This is a genomic window from Mycobacterium sp. UM_CSW (assembly GCF_000455205.1).
In the GTDB taxonomy this organism is placed as follows: Bacteria; Actinomycetota; Actinomycetes; order Mycobacteriales; family Mycobacteriaceae; genus Mycobacterium.
Map to the genome: position 1 here is coordinate 1 of NZ_AUWQ01000023.1, position 19,916 is coordinate 19,916.

At 68.1% G+C, this 19,916-nt stretch carries 11 protein-coding genes and 1 riboswitch; of the genes, 3 read left to right on the forward strand and 8 right to left on the reverse strand.

From position 1 onward, the window contains the following. Positions 1-213 precede the first annotated feature (213 nt). From N415_RS09900 to N415_RS09925, 6 genes are all read right to left on the reverse strand, one after another. Entirely contained in the window at positions 214-1,077 is an 864-nt protein-coding gene (locus N415_RS09900) for a DUF559 domain-containing protein (RefSeq protein WP_068180372.1), read from the reverse strand. 93 nt (positions 1,078-1,170) lie between these two features. Beyond that, positions 1,171-4,296, reverse strand: a complete 3,126-nt coding sequence (ileS, locus tag N415_RS09905; RefSeq protein ID WP_068180376.1) for an isoleucine--tRNA ligase — start codon at positions 4,294-4,296, stop codon at positions 1,171-1,173. A gap of 288 nt (positions 4,297-4,584) precedes the next feature. After that, a complete protein-coding gene (locus N415_RS09910; protein WP_068104990.1) occupies positions 4,585-4,815 on the reverse strand; it encodes an Rv1535 family protein in 231 nt (76 codons plus the stop codon). A gap of 284 nt (positions 4,816-5,099) precedes the next feature. Beyond that, positions 5,100-5,269, reverse strand: a riboswitch (M-box (ykoK) riboswitch). Positions 5,270-5,363: 94 nt separating this feature from the next. After that, entirely contained in the window at positions 5,364-6,008 is a 645-nt protein-coding gene (locus tag N415_RS09915; RefSeq protein WP_068180379.1) for a TetR/AcrR family transcriptional regulator, read from the reverse strand. Then, a complete protein-coding gene (locus N415_RS09920; protein WP_068180382.1) occupies positions 6,005-7,129 on the reverse strand; it encodes a nitronate monooxygenase family protein in 1,125 nt (374 codons plus the stop codon). The genes N415_RS09915 and N415_RS09920 overlap by 4 nt, the downstream gene beginning before the upstream one ends. Positions 7,130-7,168: 39 nt before the next feature. Continuing rightward, positions 7,169-7,744 (reverse strand): carboxymuconolactone decarboxylase family protein, encoded by a 576-nt coding sequence (locus N415_RS09925; RefSeq protein ID WP_068180558.1) that lies wholly within the window; start codon positions 7,742-7,744, stop codon positions 7,169-7,171. Positions 7,745-8,731: 987 nt separating this feature from the next. Here N415_RS09925 and pks2 point away from each other — a divergent pair. From pks2 to N415_RS09940, 3 genes are read left to right on the forward strand one after another with little or no spacing between them, the layout of a single operon-like run. Next, positions 8,732-15,013: a type I polyketide synthase gene (gene pks2, locus N415_RS09930; RefSeq protein ID WP_068180385.1), complete on the forward strand. Its 6,282-nt coding sequence runs from the start codon at positions 8,732-8,734 to the stop codon at positions 15,011-15,013. 58 nt (positions 15,014-15,071) lie between these two features. Further along, on the forward strand, positions 15,072-16,517 hold the full coding sequence (locus tag N415_RS09935; RefSeq protein ID WP_081665165.1) for a condensation domain-containing protein: 1,446 nt from the start codon (positions 15,072-15,074) through the stop codon (positions 16,515-16,517). Between the two features lie 49 nt (positions 16,518-16,566). Further along, positions 16,567-17,817 (forward strand): glycosyltransferase, encoded by a 1,251-nt coding sequence (locus N415_RS09940; protein WP_068180388.1) that lies wholly within the window; start codon positions 16,567-16,569, stop codon positions 17,815-17,817. A gap of 13 nt (positions 17,818-17,830) precedes the next feature. Here N415_RS09940 and N415_RS09945 read toward each other — a convergent pair whose 3' ends face one another. Then, positions 17,831-18,664 carry a glycosyltransferase family 2 protein gene (locus N415_RS09945; RefSeq protein WP_068180391.1) on the reverse strand — a complete coding sequence of 278 codons (834 nt, stop codon included), beginning with the start codon at positions 18,662-18,664 and terminating at the stop codon, positions 17,831-17,833. Further along, positions 18,664-19,911 carry a glycosyltransferase gene (locus N415_RS09950; RefSeq protein ID WP_068180394.1) on the reverse strand — a complete coding sequence of 416 codons (1,248 nt, stop codon included), beginning with the start codon at positions 19,909-19,911 and terminating at the stop codon, positions 18,664-18,666. The genes N415_RS09945 and N415_RS09950 overlap by 1 nt, the downstream gene beginning before the upstream one ends. Positions 19,912-19,916: the final 5 nt, after the last annotated feature.

A 19,916-nucleotide genomic window follows, 5' to 3' on the forward strand; every position in this document is an offset into this window, starting at 1 on the left:
GTGCGGGATGGCGGCGAAAGTAGCGGATTGGAAGTCTTCGATGGTGCTCATGGTGTGTTCCCTTAATGTCGTCGCGGCCCCCGTTGGGCCGCTGTCATAGGTACGAGCAGCCACCCACAATGGGTCGGACACTTTTTTGGAAACTTTTTTCCGCGAGGGTGCAACTGCGGACGCCATTACTCGCGAAATAGGTCGCTAGCTGCACTTTCGCGGTCAGCACTCGCAGCCCGCGGCCCGCAGAGCTTCGCGGATCCGGGCGATTAGGATGTCCGGCCGATTCCGCAATAGATCGGCACTCACCCGAATAATGCGCCAGCCCCGGCGCTGTAACTCGGCCGCGCGGTCGATGTCGTTGGCTCGGACGCGCGCGTTGATCCAGTGCTGGGCGCCGTCGTATTCGACGCCGACGAGCCACCGCTCCCACCCCATGTCTATGCGAGCGATGACCGCGCCGCACTCGTTGTAGATCGCGATTTGGGTATTGGGTCTGGGCAAGCCGGCGGAGATGATCGCGAGTCTGGTCCTGGTTTCCTGAGGCGATTCCGCGCCCGCATCGACGAGAGCGAGCACCTGTCGCAGCTGCTTCATACCGCGGGCGCCACGGTGTGCCACCGTCAGCGGTTCGACCTGCTCGGCCGCGAGCCCGGTAGCCCTCGCCAACGCATCGACCGCGATGACGGCAGGAACCAGGCCCGGACGCCGCCCCAGGTCGAAGGCGGTGCGGGCCGGCGAGGTGACCGCAACGCCGTTGACGGCGGTGACCTCACCCTCCAGAAGCGATTCGTTGCGGCTGACGATCAGCGGTGGCGGACGTTTGCGCCCGCTGATGAGGTCCGCCGGCGACTCGGGATCGACCCACTCTGCGCCGAGCAGTGCGGCCGCGGAGTTTCCCGCCACGACCGCTTGCTTTCCCGACCAAAGCCAGGCCGCAATCACGCTGTCTTTCGCGGTCAGCGCGCTGTCGCGGCGTTGGTAGACGTTGCGATAAATCCGTGTGCATGAGCGTCGAAGCTCGCGTCGCGTCAACGCGCCGGCGTCGACGGCATGCGTGCCGACAAACGGTGTCCCCTTCCCCATAGCCGCAGACTGCCACGGCGCTCCGACAAGTCGCGAAAGTGCGACTACCGACGCCCGTACTCGAGAAATGTTTCGCTAGTTGCACTTTCGCGGTCAGGCCTTACTGATCGCCACTCGTACGCCGTCGCCGATCTCCGAGCCGTCAGCGGGCTCGCCGAACTCGAAGCTGGTGGCGAGGATCTCCCCCGCGATCAGGTCGCGGTGCGTCTGCGCCCAGTCGGCCCGCTCGCCGGGCACCGACATCACCACGCTGATGCGGTCGGACACGTCCAGCCCGGTCGACTTGCGTAGTTCCTGCAGCTCGCGGATCCGGTCCTTGGCCCAGCCCTCGGCCTCCAATTCCGGGGTCACCGTGCCATCGAGGACCACCAGACCGGACCCGTCGGGCAGCGCCGCGGTGTAATCCGGGTCGGCGGCGACCAGCCGGGAGCTGTACTCGTCGGGCTGTAGGACGGCGGGACCCGCCGTCAGGGTGCCGTCGGGGTTGACGACGCCCTCGCCGGCCTTGACGGCCTTGATCGCCGCCTGCACGTCCTTGCCCAGCCGCGGCCCGGCCACCCGCGCGTTGACGGTGAGCTCGAACCGGCCGTATGTGTCGATCGCGTCGGTCAGTTCGACCCGCTTGACGTTGAGCTCGTCGGCGATCAGGTCGACAAACGGCTCGAGCCGCTGCGGATTCTCAACGGCCACGGTCAGTTTCGGCAACGGCAGGCGCACCCGCAGCTTCTTCGCCTTGCGCAACGACGACGCCGCCGAGCAGACTTCCCGGACCTGATCCATGGCGGCGACCAAGCCGGCATCCGCGGGCAGCGCGTCCGCGTCCGGCCAATCGGTCAAATGCACCGAGCGCTCGAACGTCAGACCGCGCCAGATGATCTCCGTCACCGACGGCAACAACGGGGCGGCCAGGCGGGCGGTCACCTCCAGCACCGTGTGCAACGTGTCGATGGCGTCGGCGTCTTCCTCCCAGAACCGCGAACGCGACCGTCGCACATACCAATTCGTCAGCGCCTCGGTGAACTGGCGCAGCTGCTCGCAGGCCCCCGAGATGTCGCAGACATCCATCGACGCGGTGAGCTCGTCGCGCAGCTCCGCCAGCTTGGCCAGGATATAGCGATCCAGCACATTGGCCGAATCCGTGCGCCAGTTGCCGACTTTCGGCGCGTAAAGGGCCAAAAAACTGTAGGCGTTCCACAACGGCAGCAGCACCTGACGCACGCCTTCGCGGATGCCCTGTTCGGTGACGATCAGGTTGCCCCCGCGCAGGATCGGCGAGGCCATCAGGAACCACCGCATCGCGTCGGAGCCGTCGCGATCGAACACCTCCGAGACGTCGGGGTAGTTGCGCAGCGACTTGCTCATCTTCTGGCCGTCGGAGCCGAGCACGATGCCGTGCGCGACACACGTTTTGAACGCCGGACGGTCGAACAGCGCGGTGGCCAGCACGTGCAGGGTGTAGAACCAGCCGCGCGTCTGGCCGATGTACTCGACGATGAAGTCGCCCGGGTAGTGCCCGTCGAACCAGTCGCGGTTTTCGAACGGGTAGTGCACCTGGGCATACGGCATCGAGCCCGAGTCGAACCACACGTCGAGCACGTCGGGGATGCGCCGCATCGTGCTGCGCCCCGTGGGATCGTCGGGGTTGGGCCGAGTCAGCTCGTCGATGTAGGGCCGGTGCAAGTTGGTGGGCCGCACCCCGAAGTCGCGTTCCAGCTCGTCGAGGCTGCCGTACACGTCGACGCGCGGGTAGGCCGGATCATCGGACTTCCACACCGGAATCGGCGTGCCCCAGTAGCGGTTTCGCGAGATCGACCAGTCCCGCGCGCCCTGCAGCCACTTGCCGAACTGGCCGTCCTTGACGTGTTCGGGGTACCAGGTGATCTGCTGGTTGAGTTCGACCATGCGGTCGCGGAATTCGGTGACGGCGACGAACCACGACGACACCGCCCGGTAGATCAGCGGATTGCGGCACCGCCAGCAGTGCGGGTAGGGGTGCTCGTAGGTCTCGTGGCGGATAAGCACGGCGCCGTTGGCCGCCGCCGGACCGCTGCCATTCTTCAGGTCGCGGATAATGTGCGGATTCGCGTCAAAGACGCGCTGCCCCTGGTAATCCGGGACGCTTGCGTCGAACCGGCCCTTCGAATCGACCGGGGTGACGGGCACGATGCCGGCCGCCTCACAGGTCGCCATGTCGTCCTCGCCGTAGGCCGGCGCCATGTGCACGATCCCGGTGCCGTCCTCGGTGGTCACGAAGTCACCGGGCAGCACCCGGAATGCGTTGGGGGTGTCCATGAAATACGGGAACGGCGGAACGTAGCGCAGACCCAGCAGGTCCGCGCCCCGATAGGTACCCAGCACGTCCGGCTCTTCACCCAATTCCCGCGCATACGCGGCCAGCCGCGCCTCCGCCAGCACGAAGCGGCGGCCGTCCGCCTCGACCGCCACGTAGGTCACCTCGGGGTTCACGGCCACCGCGAGGTTCGACGGCAGCGTCCACGGTGTCGTCGTCCACACCAACAGATAGGCGCCGTCGAGCTCACCCCCGTCCACCTTGAAACCGACGGTCAGGGCCGGGTCCTGGCGGCTCTGGTAGACGTCGTCGTCCATCCGCAATTCGTGGTTGGACAGCGGGGTTTCGTCGCGCCAGCAGTACGGCAGCACCCGATAGCCCTCATACGCCAGGCCCTTGTCCCACAGCTGTTTGAACGCCCAGATCACCGACTCCATGTAGCTGGGATCCAGCGTCTTGTAGTCGTTGTCGAAGTCGACCCATCGGGCCTGGCGCGTCACGTACGCCTGCCACTCGTCGGTGTAGCGCAGCACCGATTCGCGGCAGGCTTCGTTGAACGCGGCGATCCCCATGTCGTCGATCTGGGACTTGTCGTTGATGCCGAGCTGGCGTTCGACTTCCAGTTCGGCGGGCAGCCCGTGCGTGTCCCAGCCGAACCGGCGCTCCACCTTGTAGCCGCGCATGGTCCGGTACCGCGGCACGATGTCCTTGACGTACCCGGTGAGCAGGTGACCGTAGTGGGGCAGCCCGTTGGCGAACGGCGGCCCGTCGTAGAACACGTACTCCGGGGCGCCGTCGCGGCGGGCGATGCTGGCGCGGAAGGTGTCGTCGCGCGCCCAGTAGTCGAGAACCTCGACTTCGAGCGCCGGAAAATCGGGCGCACCGCCGGCCGGCTTGGGGTACGCCTTGACGTCAGCGTTCTCGGTCACGATCTGTGTCGTCTCCTGTGGCCATCATGCTCAGGCCGGGGACGACGACGCGCAAGGTGCGCGAGCGCCGCGGTACCACCCCGCTTGCCGCGCTCTCACGCGACCGCTCGATGAGGGCTGTGACGGGCCTACCCGTTCGGTTCTACTGAGCCTGCTGGCCGTTCTTCCGAAGGCTCCCCGGTGATCGCCGGATCGATGCCTAGTGTCTCGATTCTACTCAAACCCTGCACTCCAAGGGGCTACCTGGTCTCAGGGAAGACCTGCGGCCGGGTAGCCCCTTGGAGGCAGTTAGGCCCGGACATCGAGCACGCCAACGCGCCACAGCGCGGCGTACACGTGACGCACCCCGATGGCCAAGAAGTGGGCGGCGCCGTCCACCAGCGGGTCGCTGATGACGATGGTCGTGCCCTCACGACGCGTTGCCTTCTTGGGCGCGGGGGCCGGGGTCGTGTCGCGCACCACGGTCAGCTTGCGGGCGGGCGCGACGGTTACCACTTCGTCGTGCAGAACTGCGGTCATGATCGTCTCCTGACGGAACTCAAACGAACGTTGACTGGACTGACGTGTCCCATCCCGTTGTGGTTCCGATCCGAGAACGCTTGGCGGGTAAGCCGATTAGCGTTGGCGACTCAGCCGAGAACGTCGCGCTTCAGGTCGGATCGGGACGGAACACAGCCCGGACTTCGATCCGGACTATCGCTGGAACTCATACGTCCCTCACCTCCTCGACGTCACGACGCGTGCGGTTGCCCGCGCGATCCACGCGCACCAAAGGAGTACAGAAACCGGCGAACCGCCGGAGATCCGCACCCCTCTCGTCAGAGCTTTGGCACTACACGACGTGTCCGATCCCTCGGAAGCCACCTGGGCTCAACCCTTAAGCCGGGAGGAGCTGTCCTGACCCGGGGCGTCTTTCGACGTTCGGGGTCAGTGGCCTGTATTCGTGTAGACGCCTCACCTAACGAGGTGCATACGCGACCGATCATGCATGACCGCCACGACACGGTCAATGTGATCTGGTCGGTGTGGCCGAATCTTTATGCAGTCATTACGCGGGCACACAGGATTTAACAAGTTTCATCGGCACCGCGCGGGCGCAGCCCGTCGAGCACCAGTGCCACCACGAAATCGGCCACCTGAGCAGCGGTGACGTCGTCGTCGGTGTTCAGCCGCCGTTGCGCCAACTGGCCCACCAGCGCGGCCAGTGTGTACGCCACCATGCGCGGCGGGGCGCTGATCACCTCGCCGCGCTCCTGGGCGGCGACGATGAAGCTTTCGATGTCGTCGATGAACCGCTCGTAGATCCCGCCGAGATGTTTTTCGAAGCGCTCGCCCAGCGCGCAGGGATCCCGCAGCAACAGCTTGACCGTCGCCTTGTCGGACTCGAAGAACTCCAGCGTCGCCCGCACCGCGACCCGAAGCGACTCCTCCTGCCCGGCGTTCGCGGTCGGAGCCCCCAACGCCGCAGCGACATGGGCGCGCAGCGCGCCCTCCTCGGCCGCCATCAACGCGTGGAACAGCTCGTCCTTGGAGGCGAAGTACCAATAGACCGAGCCGTAGGCCAGGCCGGCCCGCTTCGCGATGTCGGCGATCGTCGTCGCATGAAAACCCTTGCGCGCGAACACTTCTTTGGCGGCCGACACGATCTGCTCGCGCCGCTGCGACTTGTCCTCGTCGCTGACCGCGCGGCGCCGGCGGGTCGCGCTGGTCACGTACCGACCAGGCCGTCGAGCCGGCCGATGGTGTCGATGAACTCCTCAACCATGTCGAGCACCACCGAGCGCACCGGCCGGACCCGGTCGAGCGAACCGACCACCTGGCCGACGAAGTACGTCGCCAGCTCACGCGCCTTGGAGTCCGGATTGGTCGCGGCCTGGTTGATGCGCACCTGAGAGCCGGTGACCAGCGCGGTCTGCAGCGGCATGCCGAGCGGATCGGGGGTGTCGGGCCGCTCCCACTCGTCGGTCCAGGCCGTGCGCAGCATCCGCGCCGGCTTCCCGGTCATCGACCGGGAGCGCACCGTGTCCGAGGAGCTGGCCGCCAAGAACTTCTCCTTGACCACGGGGACCGTCTCGGCCTCTTCGGTGGTCAGCCACACCGAGCCGCACCACACCCCTTCGGCCCCCAGCGCCAGCGCGGCGGCGACCTGGCGGCCCCGCGCGATCCCGCCGGCCGCCAGAACCGGGACCGGCGACACGGCGTCCACCACCTCGGGGACCAGCACCATGGTCGCCACCTCGCCGGTGTGCCCGCCCGCCTCGGTGCCCTGCGCGACGATCAGGTCCACGCCCGCGGCCGCGTGCCGCCGCGCGTGTTGCGTGGTGCCCGCGAGCGCGGCCACCACGACGCCCCGGTCATGGGCGCGCTGGACGAGGTCGGCGGGCGGCGGCCCGAGCGCGCTGGCGATCAGCCGGATGTCGTGCTCGAACGCCACGTCGAGCAGCGGCTCGTAGCCCTTGGGCGAGATGTTCAGGCCCCCGGCCGACGCACTGGGCTCCTCGGCGGCGGCCACGACGCCGTAGCGGGACAGGATGTCCTCGATGAACGCACGGTGCTCCTCGGGCAGCAGCTCGCGTGCCTGTTTGGCGTCGATCCCGCCCTGCTCGGCACCGACGTACTTGGGCGGCAACAGCAGGTCGACGCCGTAGGGTTTGCCGCCCGTCTGCTCCTCGATCCAGGTGAGCTCGTTGTGCAGGCGCTGGGGACTGTGCGCGACGGCGCCGAGGATCCCGAACCCGCCGGCGTTGGTTACCGCGGCCACCACGTCGCGACAGTGGCTGAAGGCGCAGATCGGAAACTCAACGCCGAGCATCTCGGCGACCCTGGTTCGCATCGCCCGACGCTAAGAGTTACTGACTGATAAGTCAATCGGTTAGGGCGACCGGCCGTCCGGCGGCCAGCTGGCCACGCCCTCTTCCAAGGGGACCTGGAGGCTGCGCAGGATCGACGAAACCATCCGCCACGCCCCGATGGCGGTGACCAGCTCGATGAGAACCGTTGTATCGCCGTGCAATTCGCGTTCACACGCGGCCCAGCTCTCGGCGCTCACCGCGCCGTCGCGGACCACGTCGTCGGTGGCCGCCAGCACCGCGCGCTCGGCCGGCCCGAAGCCCTCATACCCGTGCCAATCGCGCACGCCGACGAGGTCGTCGGCGCTCACGCCCAACCCCGACGCGACCCGCCAATGCTGCGTCCACTCGTAGTCGCACGCGGTGAGCCAGCCGATCCGCATGATGACCAGTTCGCGCAGGCGCGGGTCGAGGGCGCCGTGCCAGAGCATCGTGGCCAGCAGGTCGTTGATGCCACGCGCCAGCGGCGGATGGTTGAGCAGAACCTGGAAGATGCTGAGCTCCGCCATGTAGTCGGGTACCGCGGCCTCGTCGGCGGCGGCCTTGGCCACGTCAAGCGGCAGTCGGGGGACCCGGGCCTGCCCAGTTGGTGGGGTCATGGTGTGAGCACTCCGTCCACTGGTGGACACCTCGCGTTCACCGGCAATGGTAGCCAGCGGCAGCAGTCGCCAGAGGCGAAGAATCATGAACGAAAAGCCCGGAGCCCCAACGCCGCAACGCGGAACCGGGCGGTGAAAACCGCGGTTCCGGCGCGGGTTGCGCCGGGGCCGCGCGTGCGAATGCCGTTGGCGCCCACCTGGATACCCCGACGCCGTCGGCTTCGGGCCGGCTCGCCGCGCGGGCCCAGCCCGTCCCTCCCCAGCGAATGAATTCAAAGCCGGGGGCTGCCGTGATCGGACCGTGATCAGTCCCCCCGGACGGCGCCCACGCCCCGCGCCAGCCGCCACGGTTCGGCCCCGAACCGGACACGCCAATCGCGACAAAGTATGAATCTCGCCACAATTCAGTTGGGACTTAACTTGCAATCTTAAAGATTTCAGCGATTTCCCTGCGGAGTTTCGCAATAGCCCCTAGCATGGCGTGATTACGCATCCTCGATGCAGTGCATCGGTGCGCCCAATTTGGTCTCCGTCTCGGCCCGCGCGGGTCGGGCCGCCTCAGCCCGCCCTCGACGCCGCGCGCTGACAACGTCCCTGGTCACGCCCGTTCGGGCAGGTAAACGCCCGGACACCTTGGCGGACAGCGCCTCTGGCGGCGACGGCGGTACGACGTTATGGCCAAATACCGTCCCAAAAGTATGCGTCTGGGCCTTCGGCCAAGCCCGACGTCGACCGGCCCTGGCCAGGGCATTGTTAAATTTTTGTACGTTCGCACGATTTTTCCACGCGTGAGAAGCGAAGCCGCTACGCTGCTGATCGCGCCATGTTCTTACGGGTGGGCTTCGATCCGGGGGTCGGTGGGTTTTTTGCGCGTTGCGGCGGAGTTGCCAGCTCGCACAAAAAAATTCGACGAGATTTCTCGAAGCCCAGATAAGAGCGAGCAGCAGTGATAGGAACTTGTGGATAGGCAAGGAGAGGTGAAGGACAGTGGATAAGGCAGGCGTGACTCCGGTTGCCGTCATCGGGATGGCATGCCGGCTGCCAGGGGGTATCAACTCACCTGACCTCTTTTGGGAAGCGTTGCTCCGTGGCGACGACCTTGTCAAGGAAATTCCCGCCGAACGCTGGGACGTCGACTACTACTACGACCCCGAGCCGGGCGTCCCGGGCCGGTCGGTCTGCAAGTGGGGCTCGTTCCTGGACAACGTCGGCGACTTCGACCCCGAGTTCTTCGGCATCACCGAAAAAGAAGCCACCGCGATGGACCCGCAGCACCGGTTGCTCATGGAAACCGCGTGGGAGGCCATGGAACATGCCGGCCTCACCAAGGACACCATGGCCGAGGAAACGGGCGTTTTCGTCGGATTGAACTACGGCGACTACCAATTCGTCCACGCCGCCACCGACGCCTTTGACGGTCCCTATGGAAACCCGGGCACCATCTCCTGCATGGCCTCCGGGCGCATCGCCTACGCACTCGGCCTGCACGGTCCCGCCGTCACCATCGACACCGCGTGCTCTTCCGGCCTGTTCGCCATCCACCAGGCCTGCCGCAGCCTCAACGACGGAGAGAGCAACCTCGCGTTCGCCGGTGGCGTGAACGTGATGATGGAGCCGCGCAGGTCCGCTTCCGCTTCGGCGGGGGGCATGCTGTCCGGCACCGGGCACTGCTTCGCGTTCGACGTCAAGGCCGACGGCTTCGTCTCCGGCGAGGGCTGCGTGGTGCTGCTGCTCAAGCGCCTGACCGACGCGCAGCGCGACGGCGACCGGATCCTCGGTGTGATCCGCGCCACGGCCGCCAACCAGGACGGCCACACCATGAACATCGCGATGCCGTCCGGCGAGGCGCAGGCGGCGGTCTACCGCACGGCGCTCGCGGCGGCCGGCGTCGACGCCAGCACCGTCGGCATGGTCGAGGCGCACGGCACGGGCACCCCGGTCGGCGACCCGATCGAATACGGCAGCCTGGCCGAGGTATACGGCATCGGCAACCCCTGCGTGCTCGGCGCCTCGAAGACGAACTTCGGGCACACCCAGGCGGCCGCCGGTGCGCTGGGGATGATGAAGGCGGTTCTCTCCGTCCAGCACGGCGTGGTTCCCAAGAACCTGCACTTCGAAAGCCTGCCCGACGAAATGGCCCGGATCGACACCGGATTGTTTGTGCCGCAAGAGAATACGCCGTGGCCGCTGAATGGCGATCAACCGCGGCGCGCGGCGGTGTCGGCGTACGGAATCTCCGGCACCAACGTGCACGCCATCGTCGAGGAAGCCCCAGAACCCTTGTCGCGCAACGGCGCCGCGACCCGGGCCGGCCGCGATGGCACGCTGCTGTTCCCGCTGTCGGCCACCTCGGACGACAGCCTGCGCGAAACCGCCGCACGGCTCGCGGACTGGGTCGAGGCCCACGCCACCGAGCTGGCGGCGCCGGACCTGGCCTACACGCTGGCCCGCAAGCGGGGGCACCGCTCCGTGCGCACCACGGTGCTGGCCAGCGACACCGCGGAGCTGCTGACGGCCCTGCGGGACGTCGCCAACGGTGACGCCCTGTTCCAGGAAGTCGTCGGCCAGGAGGAGCGCGGCCCGGTCTGGGTCTTCTCCGGGCAGGGGTCGCAGTGGGCAACCATGGGCACCGACCTGCTGGCGAACGAGCCCGCCTTCGCGGCGGCCATCGCCGAGATCGAGCCGCTGATCGCCCACGAGTCCGGGTTCTCCGTGACCGAAGCGCTGACCGCGCCCGAGAAGGTCACCGGCATCGACCGGGTCCAGCCGACGATCTTCGCCATGCAGGTCGCGCTGGCGGCCACGATGAAGTCCTACGGGGTCCGGCCCGGCGCGGTGATCGGCCACTCGATGGGCGAGTCCGCGGCGGCCGTGGTCGCCGGGGCGCTGTCGCTCGAGGACGGGGTGCGGGTCATCTGCCGCCGCTCGCGACTGATGACCAAGATCGCCGGCTCGGGCGCCATGGCGTCCGTGGAACTGCCTGCCCAGCAAGTGCTTTCGGAGCTGATGGCGCGCGGCGTCAACGACGCCGTGGTGGCGGTGGTGGCCTCCCCGCAGTCCACCGTCATCGGCGGCGCGACCGAGACGGTCCGCGAACTGGTGGCGGTGTGGGAGCAGCGTGAGGTGATGGCCCGCGAGGTGGCCGTCGACGTGGCATCGCACTCGCCGCAGGTCGACCCGATCCTCGACGAGCTGTACGACGTGCTGGCCGAGATCGAGCCGCTGACCCCGGAGGTCTCCTACTACTCGGCCACCTCGTTCGACCCCCGCGAGGAGCCCTACTGCGACGCCAACTACTGGGTCGACAACCTGCGTCACACGGTCCGTTTCTCGGCCGCGGTGCAGGCGGCGCTGGAAGACGGCTACCGCGTCTTCGGCGAGCTCTCACCCCACCCGCTGCTGACCCACGCGGTCGACCAGACCGCCCGCAGCCTCGACATGACGGTGGCCGCGCTCGCCGCGATGCGGCGCGAACAGCCGCTGCCCCACGGCCTGCGCGGCTTGCTGGGTGACCTGTACGCCACCGGCGCCACGGTCGACTTCTCCGTGCTGTACCCGGGCGGTCACCTGGTGGACGCGCCGCTGCCTGCGTGGACGCACCGGTCGCTGCTGTTGAGCCGCGAGGGCCACAGCTCGCGCGCGCTGGCCTCCAGCGTCGCGGTGCACCCGCTGATGGGCCAGCACGTCCGCCTGCCCGAGGAGCCGGAACGCCACGTCTGGCAGGCCGACATCGGCACGGCGACGCTGCCCTGGCTGGCCGACCACCAGGTCCACGGCACGGCCACGCTGCCGGGTGCGGCCTACTGCGAGATGGCGCTGGCCGCCGCGCGCACCGTCTTCGGCGAGGCGTCCGAGGTTCGCGACGTCCGCTTCGAGCAGATGCTGATGCTCGACGAGGAAACCCACATCAGCCTCACCGCCACCGCTGAGACGCCCGGTGCGCTCACCTTCGTGGTGGAAACCAACGAGGACGGCGTCCAGGCCCGCCGCGCGTCCGCGGTGCTGCACGACGTCGACGACGAAGACCAGCCGTCCGTGCAGGACATCGACGAGCTGCTCGACGCCCACCCGAGCCGCCTGGAGGGCGCCGACCTCCGCGACGCCATGGACCTGTGCGGCATCCAGTACGGTCCCGCCTTCACCGGCCTGGCCGGCGCGCACACCGCCGAGGGAACCGGCACCACGGTGCTGGCCGAGATCGGGCTGCCCAGCGTGATCCGGACCCAGCAGACGAATTACGGGGTCCACCCGGCGCTGCTCGACGCCTGCTTCCAGTCGGTCGCCGCGCACCCCAGCGTCGCGAACGCCAGCCTGGGCGGCCTGCTGTTGCCGCTCGGTGTTCGCCGGCTTCGGGTCCACGGCCCCGTCAGCACTGCCCGCTACTGCTACTCGCGGGTGACCTCGGCGAGCGGCGGAGCGGTCGAGGCCGACCTCGACGTGCTGGACAAGCACGGCACCGTGCTGCTGACCGTGCGCGGGCTGCAGATGGGCACCGGCATCTCGCCGAGCGGCGAGCGGGCCAAGGTGATGGCGGAGCGCCTGCTGACGGTGGAATGGCAGCAACGCCAGCTGCCCGAGGCCGCCGCCGCCGAGACCGGCGCATGGCTGCTGATCAGCACCTCCGACGCCGCCGACCTGGTGGCCGCAGCGTTCACCGACGCGATGAAGCTGCACGACGCGGAATGCAAGACCTTGTCCTGGCCGCACCAGGCCGACCACCGGGCCATGGCCGTACGGCTGCGCGACGAGGTCGAGAAGGGCGAGTTCGCCGGCGTGGTCGTGGTGACGGAGCCGAAGAACGGCAACCCGGACGACGAAAGCGCCGTGCGTGGCGGTGATTTGGTGCACCACGTGGTGCGCATCGCCCGCGAGCTCCCGGAACTGCAGGGCGAGTCGCCCCGGTTGTTCGTCGTCACCCGAAACGCCCAAAAGGTGCTGTCGGAGGACGTTCCCAACCTCGACCAGGGCGGCCTGCGCGGCCTGCTGCGGGTGATCGGTGCCGAGCACCCGCACCTGCACACCACCCACATCGACGTCGACGAGCAGACCGGCGCCGAGCAGGTGGTGCGCCAGCTGCTGATGACGGGCCCGGGCGAGGACGAGACGGCCTGGCGCAACGACGAGTGGTACAGCGCGCGCCTGTGCCCCACCCCGCTGCGTCCCGAAGAGCGGCTGTCCACCGTCGTCGACCACGAGACCGACGGCATGCGGATGCAGATCCGCACACCGGGCGACCTGCAGACGATGGAGTTCGCCGCGTTCGACCGGGTTCCGCCGGGACCGGGGCAGATCGAGGTGGCGGTCACCGCGTCGAGCATCAACTTCGCCGACGTGCTGAACGCGTTCGGCCGCTACCAGAGCCTGGACAACATCCTGCCCCAGCTGGGCACGGACTTCGCGGGCGTGGTCACGGCCGTCGGACCCGACGTCACCAACCACAAGGTCGGCGACCACGTCGGCGGCATGTCCCCCAACGGCTGCTGGGCCACGTTCGTCACGTGCGACGCGCGCCTGGCCACCACGCTGCCCGAGGGGCTGAGCGACGCACAGGCGGCAGCGGTGACCACCGCGCACGCCACCGCCTGGTACGGGCTGAACGAACTGGCCCGGATCAAGGCCGGCGACAAGGTGCTGATCCACTCGGGCACCGGCGGCGTCGGGCAGGCGGCGATCGCCATCGCCCGCGCGGCCGGGGCCGAGATCTTCGCCACGGCCGGCAGCGAGCAGCGTCGACAGCTGTTGCGCGACATGGGAATTGAGCATGTCTACGATTCGCGCACGGTCGAGTTCGCCGAGCAGATCCGGCGCGACACCGACGGCTACGGCGTGGACATCGTGCTCAACTCGGTGACCGGTGCCGCGCAGCTGGCCGGGATCAAGCTGCTCGCCCTGGGCGGACGGTTCGTCGAGATCGGCAAGCGCGACATCTACGGCGACACCAAGCTGGGTCTCTTCCCGTTCCGCCGCAACCTGGCGTTCTGGGGCGTGGACCTGGGCCTGATGTCGGTCAGCCACCCCAGCCAGGTCAGCCAGGTGCTGAGCACCGTCTACCGGCTGACCGCCGAGGGCGTGCTGCCGATGCCCGAGAGCACGCACTACCCGCTCTCCGAGGCGGCCACCGCGATTCGCGTGATGAGCGCGGCCGAGCACACCGGCAAGCTCATCCTCGACATCCCGCGGGCCGGCCGCAGCAGCGTGGTGCTGCCGCCCGAGCAGGCACCGGTCTTCCGGCGCGACGGCTCGTACATCATCACCGGTGGTCTGGGCGGCCTGGGGCTGTTCCTGGCCGAGAAGATGGCCGCGTCCGGTGCGGGCCGGATCGTGCTCACCTCGCGTTCCGAGCCCTCGCAGAAGGCGCTTGAAACGATCGAGCTCGTCCGAGCGATAGGTTCTGACGTGATCGTGGAGTGCGGTGACATCGCCCAGGCCGACGTCGCACAGCGGCTGGTGGCCACGGCGACCGCCACCGGGCTGCCGTTGCGGGGCGTGCTGCACGCCGCCGCGGTGGTCGAGGACGCCACCCTGACCAACATCACCGATGAGCTGATCGACCGTGACTGGGCGCCAAAGGTGTACGGCGCGTGGAACCTACACGAGGCCACCGCATCCGCGGACCTGGACTGGTTCTGCTCGTTCTCGTCGGCGGCGGCCCTGCTGGGCTCGCCGGGCCAGGGCGCCTACGCCGCGGCCAACAGCTGGCTGGACGCCTTCACCCACTGGCGGCGCGCGCAGGGCCTGCCGGCCACCGCGATCGCCTGGGGCGCCTGGGGCGAGATCGGCCGCGGCGCGGACTTCGCAGAAGGCAGTGGCGCCGCGATCGCTCCCGACGAGGGCGCCTACGCGTTCGAGGCGCTGCTGCGCCACGACCGCGCGTACACCGGCTACAGCCCGCTCATCGGGACGCCGTGGATCGCGTCCTTCGCGGAGCGCAGCAAGTTCCTCGAGATGTTCAAGTCGGCCGGCGAAAAGCGTTCGGGCTCAAGCAAACTGCGCGCCGAGCTGTCCGACCTGCCGCTCGACGAGTGGCCCACCCGGCTGCGGCGCCTGCTCTCCGAGCAGATCGGCCTGATCCTGCGCCGCAACATCGACGTGGACCACCCGCTTTCCGAGTACGGCCTCGACTCGCTGGGCAATCTCGAATTGCGCACGCACATCGAGGCGCAGACGGGGGTACGCATCACCTCGGCCGACATCACCACGGTGCGCGGCTTGGCGGATCACCTGTTTTCGAAGCTGGCTCCTAAGGAGGACGCTGCGGCACCCGCGTGAGATAGGTCCTACGTCAAAGTCGACTGCACTGCTTAGGCCGGTATTTAAGGAGGGAAACGTGTTCATAGGTGGAGGCTCTGAGCACGACAGCCTGCGAGTGGGCAACGCGTACGACTGGTACCCGGGCGCGGGTTCGGTCGTGACGTGGCAGCCCACGCCCGGCTGCATCGCGAAGGCTCGGCAGGCGCCGGTGAGCCCGGTGCCGCCCAGCTCCATGCAGGCGGGTCACCTTCGCGGGTTCGTCGAGTTCGGTGAGCGTGGGCTGGATTATTCGCGGGCGATCATGGGGTCCTGGGATGTGCCCGGGCGCTGCGACATCCGCGCGATGACCTACGTCATCAACGCGCACCTGCGCCGCCACGCGACGTACCACAGCTGGTTCGAGTACACCGACGACAAGAACATCGTCCGGCACACCCTGAAGAACCCGCGCGACATCAACTTCGTCGCGAAGGAGTACGGCGTGATGACGGAGCTCGAGTGGCGCGAACACGTGCTCGCCACGCCCGATCCGCTGCAGTGGGACTGCTTCCGGTTCGGCATCGTCCAGCACGAGGACCACTTCGCGCTGTATGCGGTCGTCGACCACCTGCACTGCGATCCGATGTTGCTCGCCGGGCTGTACGTCGAGATCTTGATGAACTACACCGCGCTCATCGAGGGCAAGGCGCCGGTCTCGCTGCCGCCGGCGGCCAGCTACGACGACTTCTGCATGCGGGAGCACAACATCGTGTCGGGGATGACGCTGGAGTCCCCGGAGGTGCGCAAGTGGATCGAGTTCGCCGAAGCCAACGGCGGGACCCTGCCCGACTTCCCGCTGCCGCTAGGTGACCAGTCGATTCCGTGCGGCGGTGACACCCATGTCGAGCGGTTGCTCGGCCCCGACCAAACGGCCCAGTTCGAGGCGCTGTGCCGGCAGGCGGGAGCCCGGTTCAGCGGTGGCCTGTTCGCCTGCGCCGCCCTGGCTCAGTACGAATTGACCGGCGCGGAAACGTATTACGGGCTTACCCCCACCGACAAGCGCAAGAGCCCGGCGGACTTCATGACGGTGGGCTGGTTCACCGGCGTGGTGCCGTTCACCGTGCCCGTCGACCCGAACTCGTTCGAGGAAACGGCCCGCGCGGCGCAGGCCTCCTTCGACGCGAACATGGATCTGGCGAACGTGCCGTTCGACCGCGTGCTGGAATTGGCGCCCTGGCTCCGCAAGCACGGACCCCAGTTCACCATGATGAGCTACATGGACGCGGGCCTTCCTCCCCTGTCCGGCATCGTCGCCACCGCCCTGGACGGCGTGAACGCGACCGCGTTCACCGATGGCCGCAGCCCGGCGTACATGTACTCGACGGTCTTCCGGCTGTTCGACGAGGTCTCGATCATGGTGTCCTACCCGAACAACCCGGTCGCCCGCGAATCCGTGATTCGCTACACGGAGGCGTTGAAGTCGGTGTTCGACCGGGTCGTCGCGGGCAAGCTGGCCGAGGTGCCGGTTCGCGTAGCCAGGTAAGCTGCGAAGCGCTTCGTCCTCGAGCGAAGTGGAAGGCTGAGCTCCGTCGATGAAGTTTGTCTTGGCGGCCCACGGTACCCGCGGCGACATCGAGCCCGGTGCCACGGTCGGCGTGGAACTCCGGCGCCGGGGCCACGATGTCCGAATGGCGGTGCCGCCCAACCTGGTTGACTTCGTCGAGTCGGCCGGGGTGCCCGCCGTCTCCTACGGGCCGGACACGCGTGATCAGGTGGTGGCGGTCGCCGACTTCACCCACAACGCCTTCAAACCCCAGAACCCGGCCGACTTCATGCGCACCTTCAAGTCGCTTTTCGTCGAGGGCTGGGCGGAGATGAGCCGGACGCTCACCTCGCTGGCCGACGGGGCGGACCTGCTGCTGACGGGCCAGACCTACCACGGGGTGGTGGCGAATGTCGCAGAATACTACGACATTCCGGTGGCGGGGCTGCATCATTTCCCGGTGCGGGTCAACGGTCAGATCGGCGTTCCGTTTCTGCCGTCGCCGGCGCCGATCGTCCGCACCACGCTGTCGGCGGGCTGGCGGCTGTATAACCGCTTCACCAAGGCGGACGAGGACGCGCAGCGCCGCGAGCTGGGCCTGCCGCCCACGACGGTGCCCGCGTGGCAGCGGATGGCCGACGGCGGAACGCTCGAAATCCAGGCCTACGACCGGGCCTTGTTCCCCGGGCTGGCGGCGGAGTGGAATGGCAAGCGCCCCTTCGTGGGTTCGTTGACCCTGGAGTTGGCCGCGGAGACCGACGATGAGGTCGCGTCGTGGATCGCCGCGGGAAAGCCGCCGATCTACTTCGGTTTTGGCAGCACTCCGGTCAGCTCCCCCGCCGAGACGGTGGCCATGATCGCCGACGCCTGCGCCGAGTTGGGCGAACGCGCGCTGATCTATTCCGGCGCCGACGGTTCCGAGCCCGCTCCGCATAGTGAGCACATCAAGCTGGTCGGACACGTCAACTACAGCACGATCTTGCCCATGTGTCGGGCGGCCGCCCACCATGGCGGGGCGGGCACGACGGCGGCGAGCCTACGAGCCGGGCTCCCGACGTTGATCCTGTGGGACGTGGCCGACCAGTTCATCTGGGCGACCCAGGTCAAACGGCTGAAAGTCGGCTCCGCCAAGAAGCTTTCGACCATCACCCGCAAATCGTTGGTTAGGCAGCTGCGCAAGATCCTCGCGCCGGACTACGTGGCCCGGGCCCGTGAGATCGCACCGCAGATGTCCAAACCGGCCGTCGGGGTGGTCACCGCCGCCGACCTCCTGGAGCAGAGCGTCCGCGTCGGCGTCTGAACGGCCGGTGCCGTTACGGCTGCCGGCTGGCGGCCGCGTCGCGCTGGACGAGCGGGTAAGACTTGTACCACTTGCGGTGGTGTGCCGCACCCATCTCGCGCAGGATGCCCATGGCCGCGAACCAGCCGTGCGTCTTGCGCAACCCCAGAATCATCGCCCGGCTGGAGCCCCAGTGGTACTTCAGGCCGCCGAAGTGAACCTTGGCGGTCCTGCGCCCGAAATGGTTGACGTAGGCCATTTCCGTTGTGTACACGCCGAATCCGGCTTTTCGCGCCCGCAGCGCGAGGTCGAGGTCGAGCCCCCAGCCGTAGCGGCCGAAGGTGTCGAGATCCATTCCCCCGACGGCTTCCCAGCATTCCCGGGACATCGCCAGCGCCGTGCCCTCGATGGCGGGCACCACCCGATACTGCGGCCGCGGAACGTAGCTCGCGGCGTCCGGTATTCCCTCGACCACCGCGTAGGGGAATCCGATGTTGAACAGCGGCCCCACCATCCCGACGTCCGCGGGCAGGCGCGGGTCGAGCAGGGCGGCGACGAATCCCCGGGACAGCCGGGTGTCGTTGTTGAGCGTCATCGCGTGGGAGTAGCCCTCCGCGAACGCGGTTCGGAAGCCGAGCTCGCTGCCCCCGGCCCACCCCAGGTTCGTGCCCGGCGTGGCGACGCGTTCGTTGCCGATCTTCGGGTAGTCGCCGCGATTGTCGACGATCAAGTAGTCGGCGCCCTCGCGCTCCAAATCCGCTACGAGCGCGTGTGTGTACTCGTGCTGGCCGAAGACCGGCACCGTGATCAGTAGGGACACACCGGGAGCGTACCCCGAGCCGCGCAACCCCGCGGGGCGTTCCGCCATCAGTCCAAACCCCCGCGTCGGGCGGCTTTTTCCAGCAGATCGGCGGCGCTGGCGACGCTCTCGGCGGGCTTTGTCATCCGCGAGGCGACGTCGCGCGCCCGGCTGACATAGGCGGGCGCGAGGACCGATTTGAGGTCGGCGACCAACGTTTTGCGGGTGGTGCTCGAGAAGCGGCGGCCCGAGCCGACTTTCAGCTGTTTGATCTGGGCCGCCCAGATCGGCTGGTCGGAGGTGATCCAGAGGATCAGCGTGGGGACGCCGGCCCGTAACCCCGCGGCTGTGGTGCCGGAACCGCCGTGGTGCACAACGGCGCGACAGGTCGGAAATATCGCGGCGTGATTGACCGCCGAGACAACCTTCACATGGTCGAATGCGGGGACGCCGCCGTCCTGCGCCCGCGAGCAGATCAGCGCCCGCTCGCCCAGCTCCGCACAGGCCCCGCCGATCATCGTGGCCAGATCCGCGAGCGACCCGGCGGGCATGCTGCCGAACCCGAAATAGATGGGCGGCGTTCCGGCGGTGATCCACGACGCGACCTCGTCGTCGGCATCGGTGGGCGACTCCATGGTCAGCGCGCCGACGAACGGCCGCCGGGCGCCCCATTCCTCGGCCAACCCGGGAAAACAAAGCGCGTCGTAGGCCTGGATCTCCAGCGCGCCCAGTTCCGACATGCGTTGCGGCGCAGGGCAAGTGGCATTCGGCAGACCCAAATCCCGGCGCTGCGCGTCGTCGGCGCCCCGGGTGAACCGCCAATACATCCAGTCGAGGGTCTTCATCGTCGAGCGCACCAGCGGCGCGGGCAACCGCGCGGGAAACGCCACGTGGCCGTTGGGCCGCATCGGGTAGAAGTGCAACGCGGCCAACGGAATGTCGTAGCGCTCGGCGACGTTGGCGGCGATCTCCTGATAGAGCTGGCCGGTCAGCAGCAGGTCGACACCGTCCACGAGCGAGTTGAGCGCGGCGCCCAGCTCTTCGAAGCCCGCCCGGACCGGCTCCATCGCCTCGCGCGCCAGCTTGACCGGGTTTTGGAACTTCCACGAGTTATGCAGGAAATCCTCGTCCAGCTGTTGCTGGGAATCCCGCTGCCCGTAGGCGACGGCGGGCAGCCCGGCCGACTCGACGAAGCCGATCAGATTGGGCGGCACCGCAACCCGCACGTCGTGCCCCCGGCGCTGCAGCTCCCGGCCGATGGCGGCGCACGGCTCGATGTCGCCGCGAGTTCCGTAGCTCGCCAACGCAAACTTCATGACGG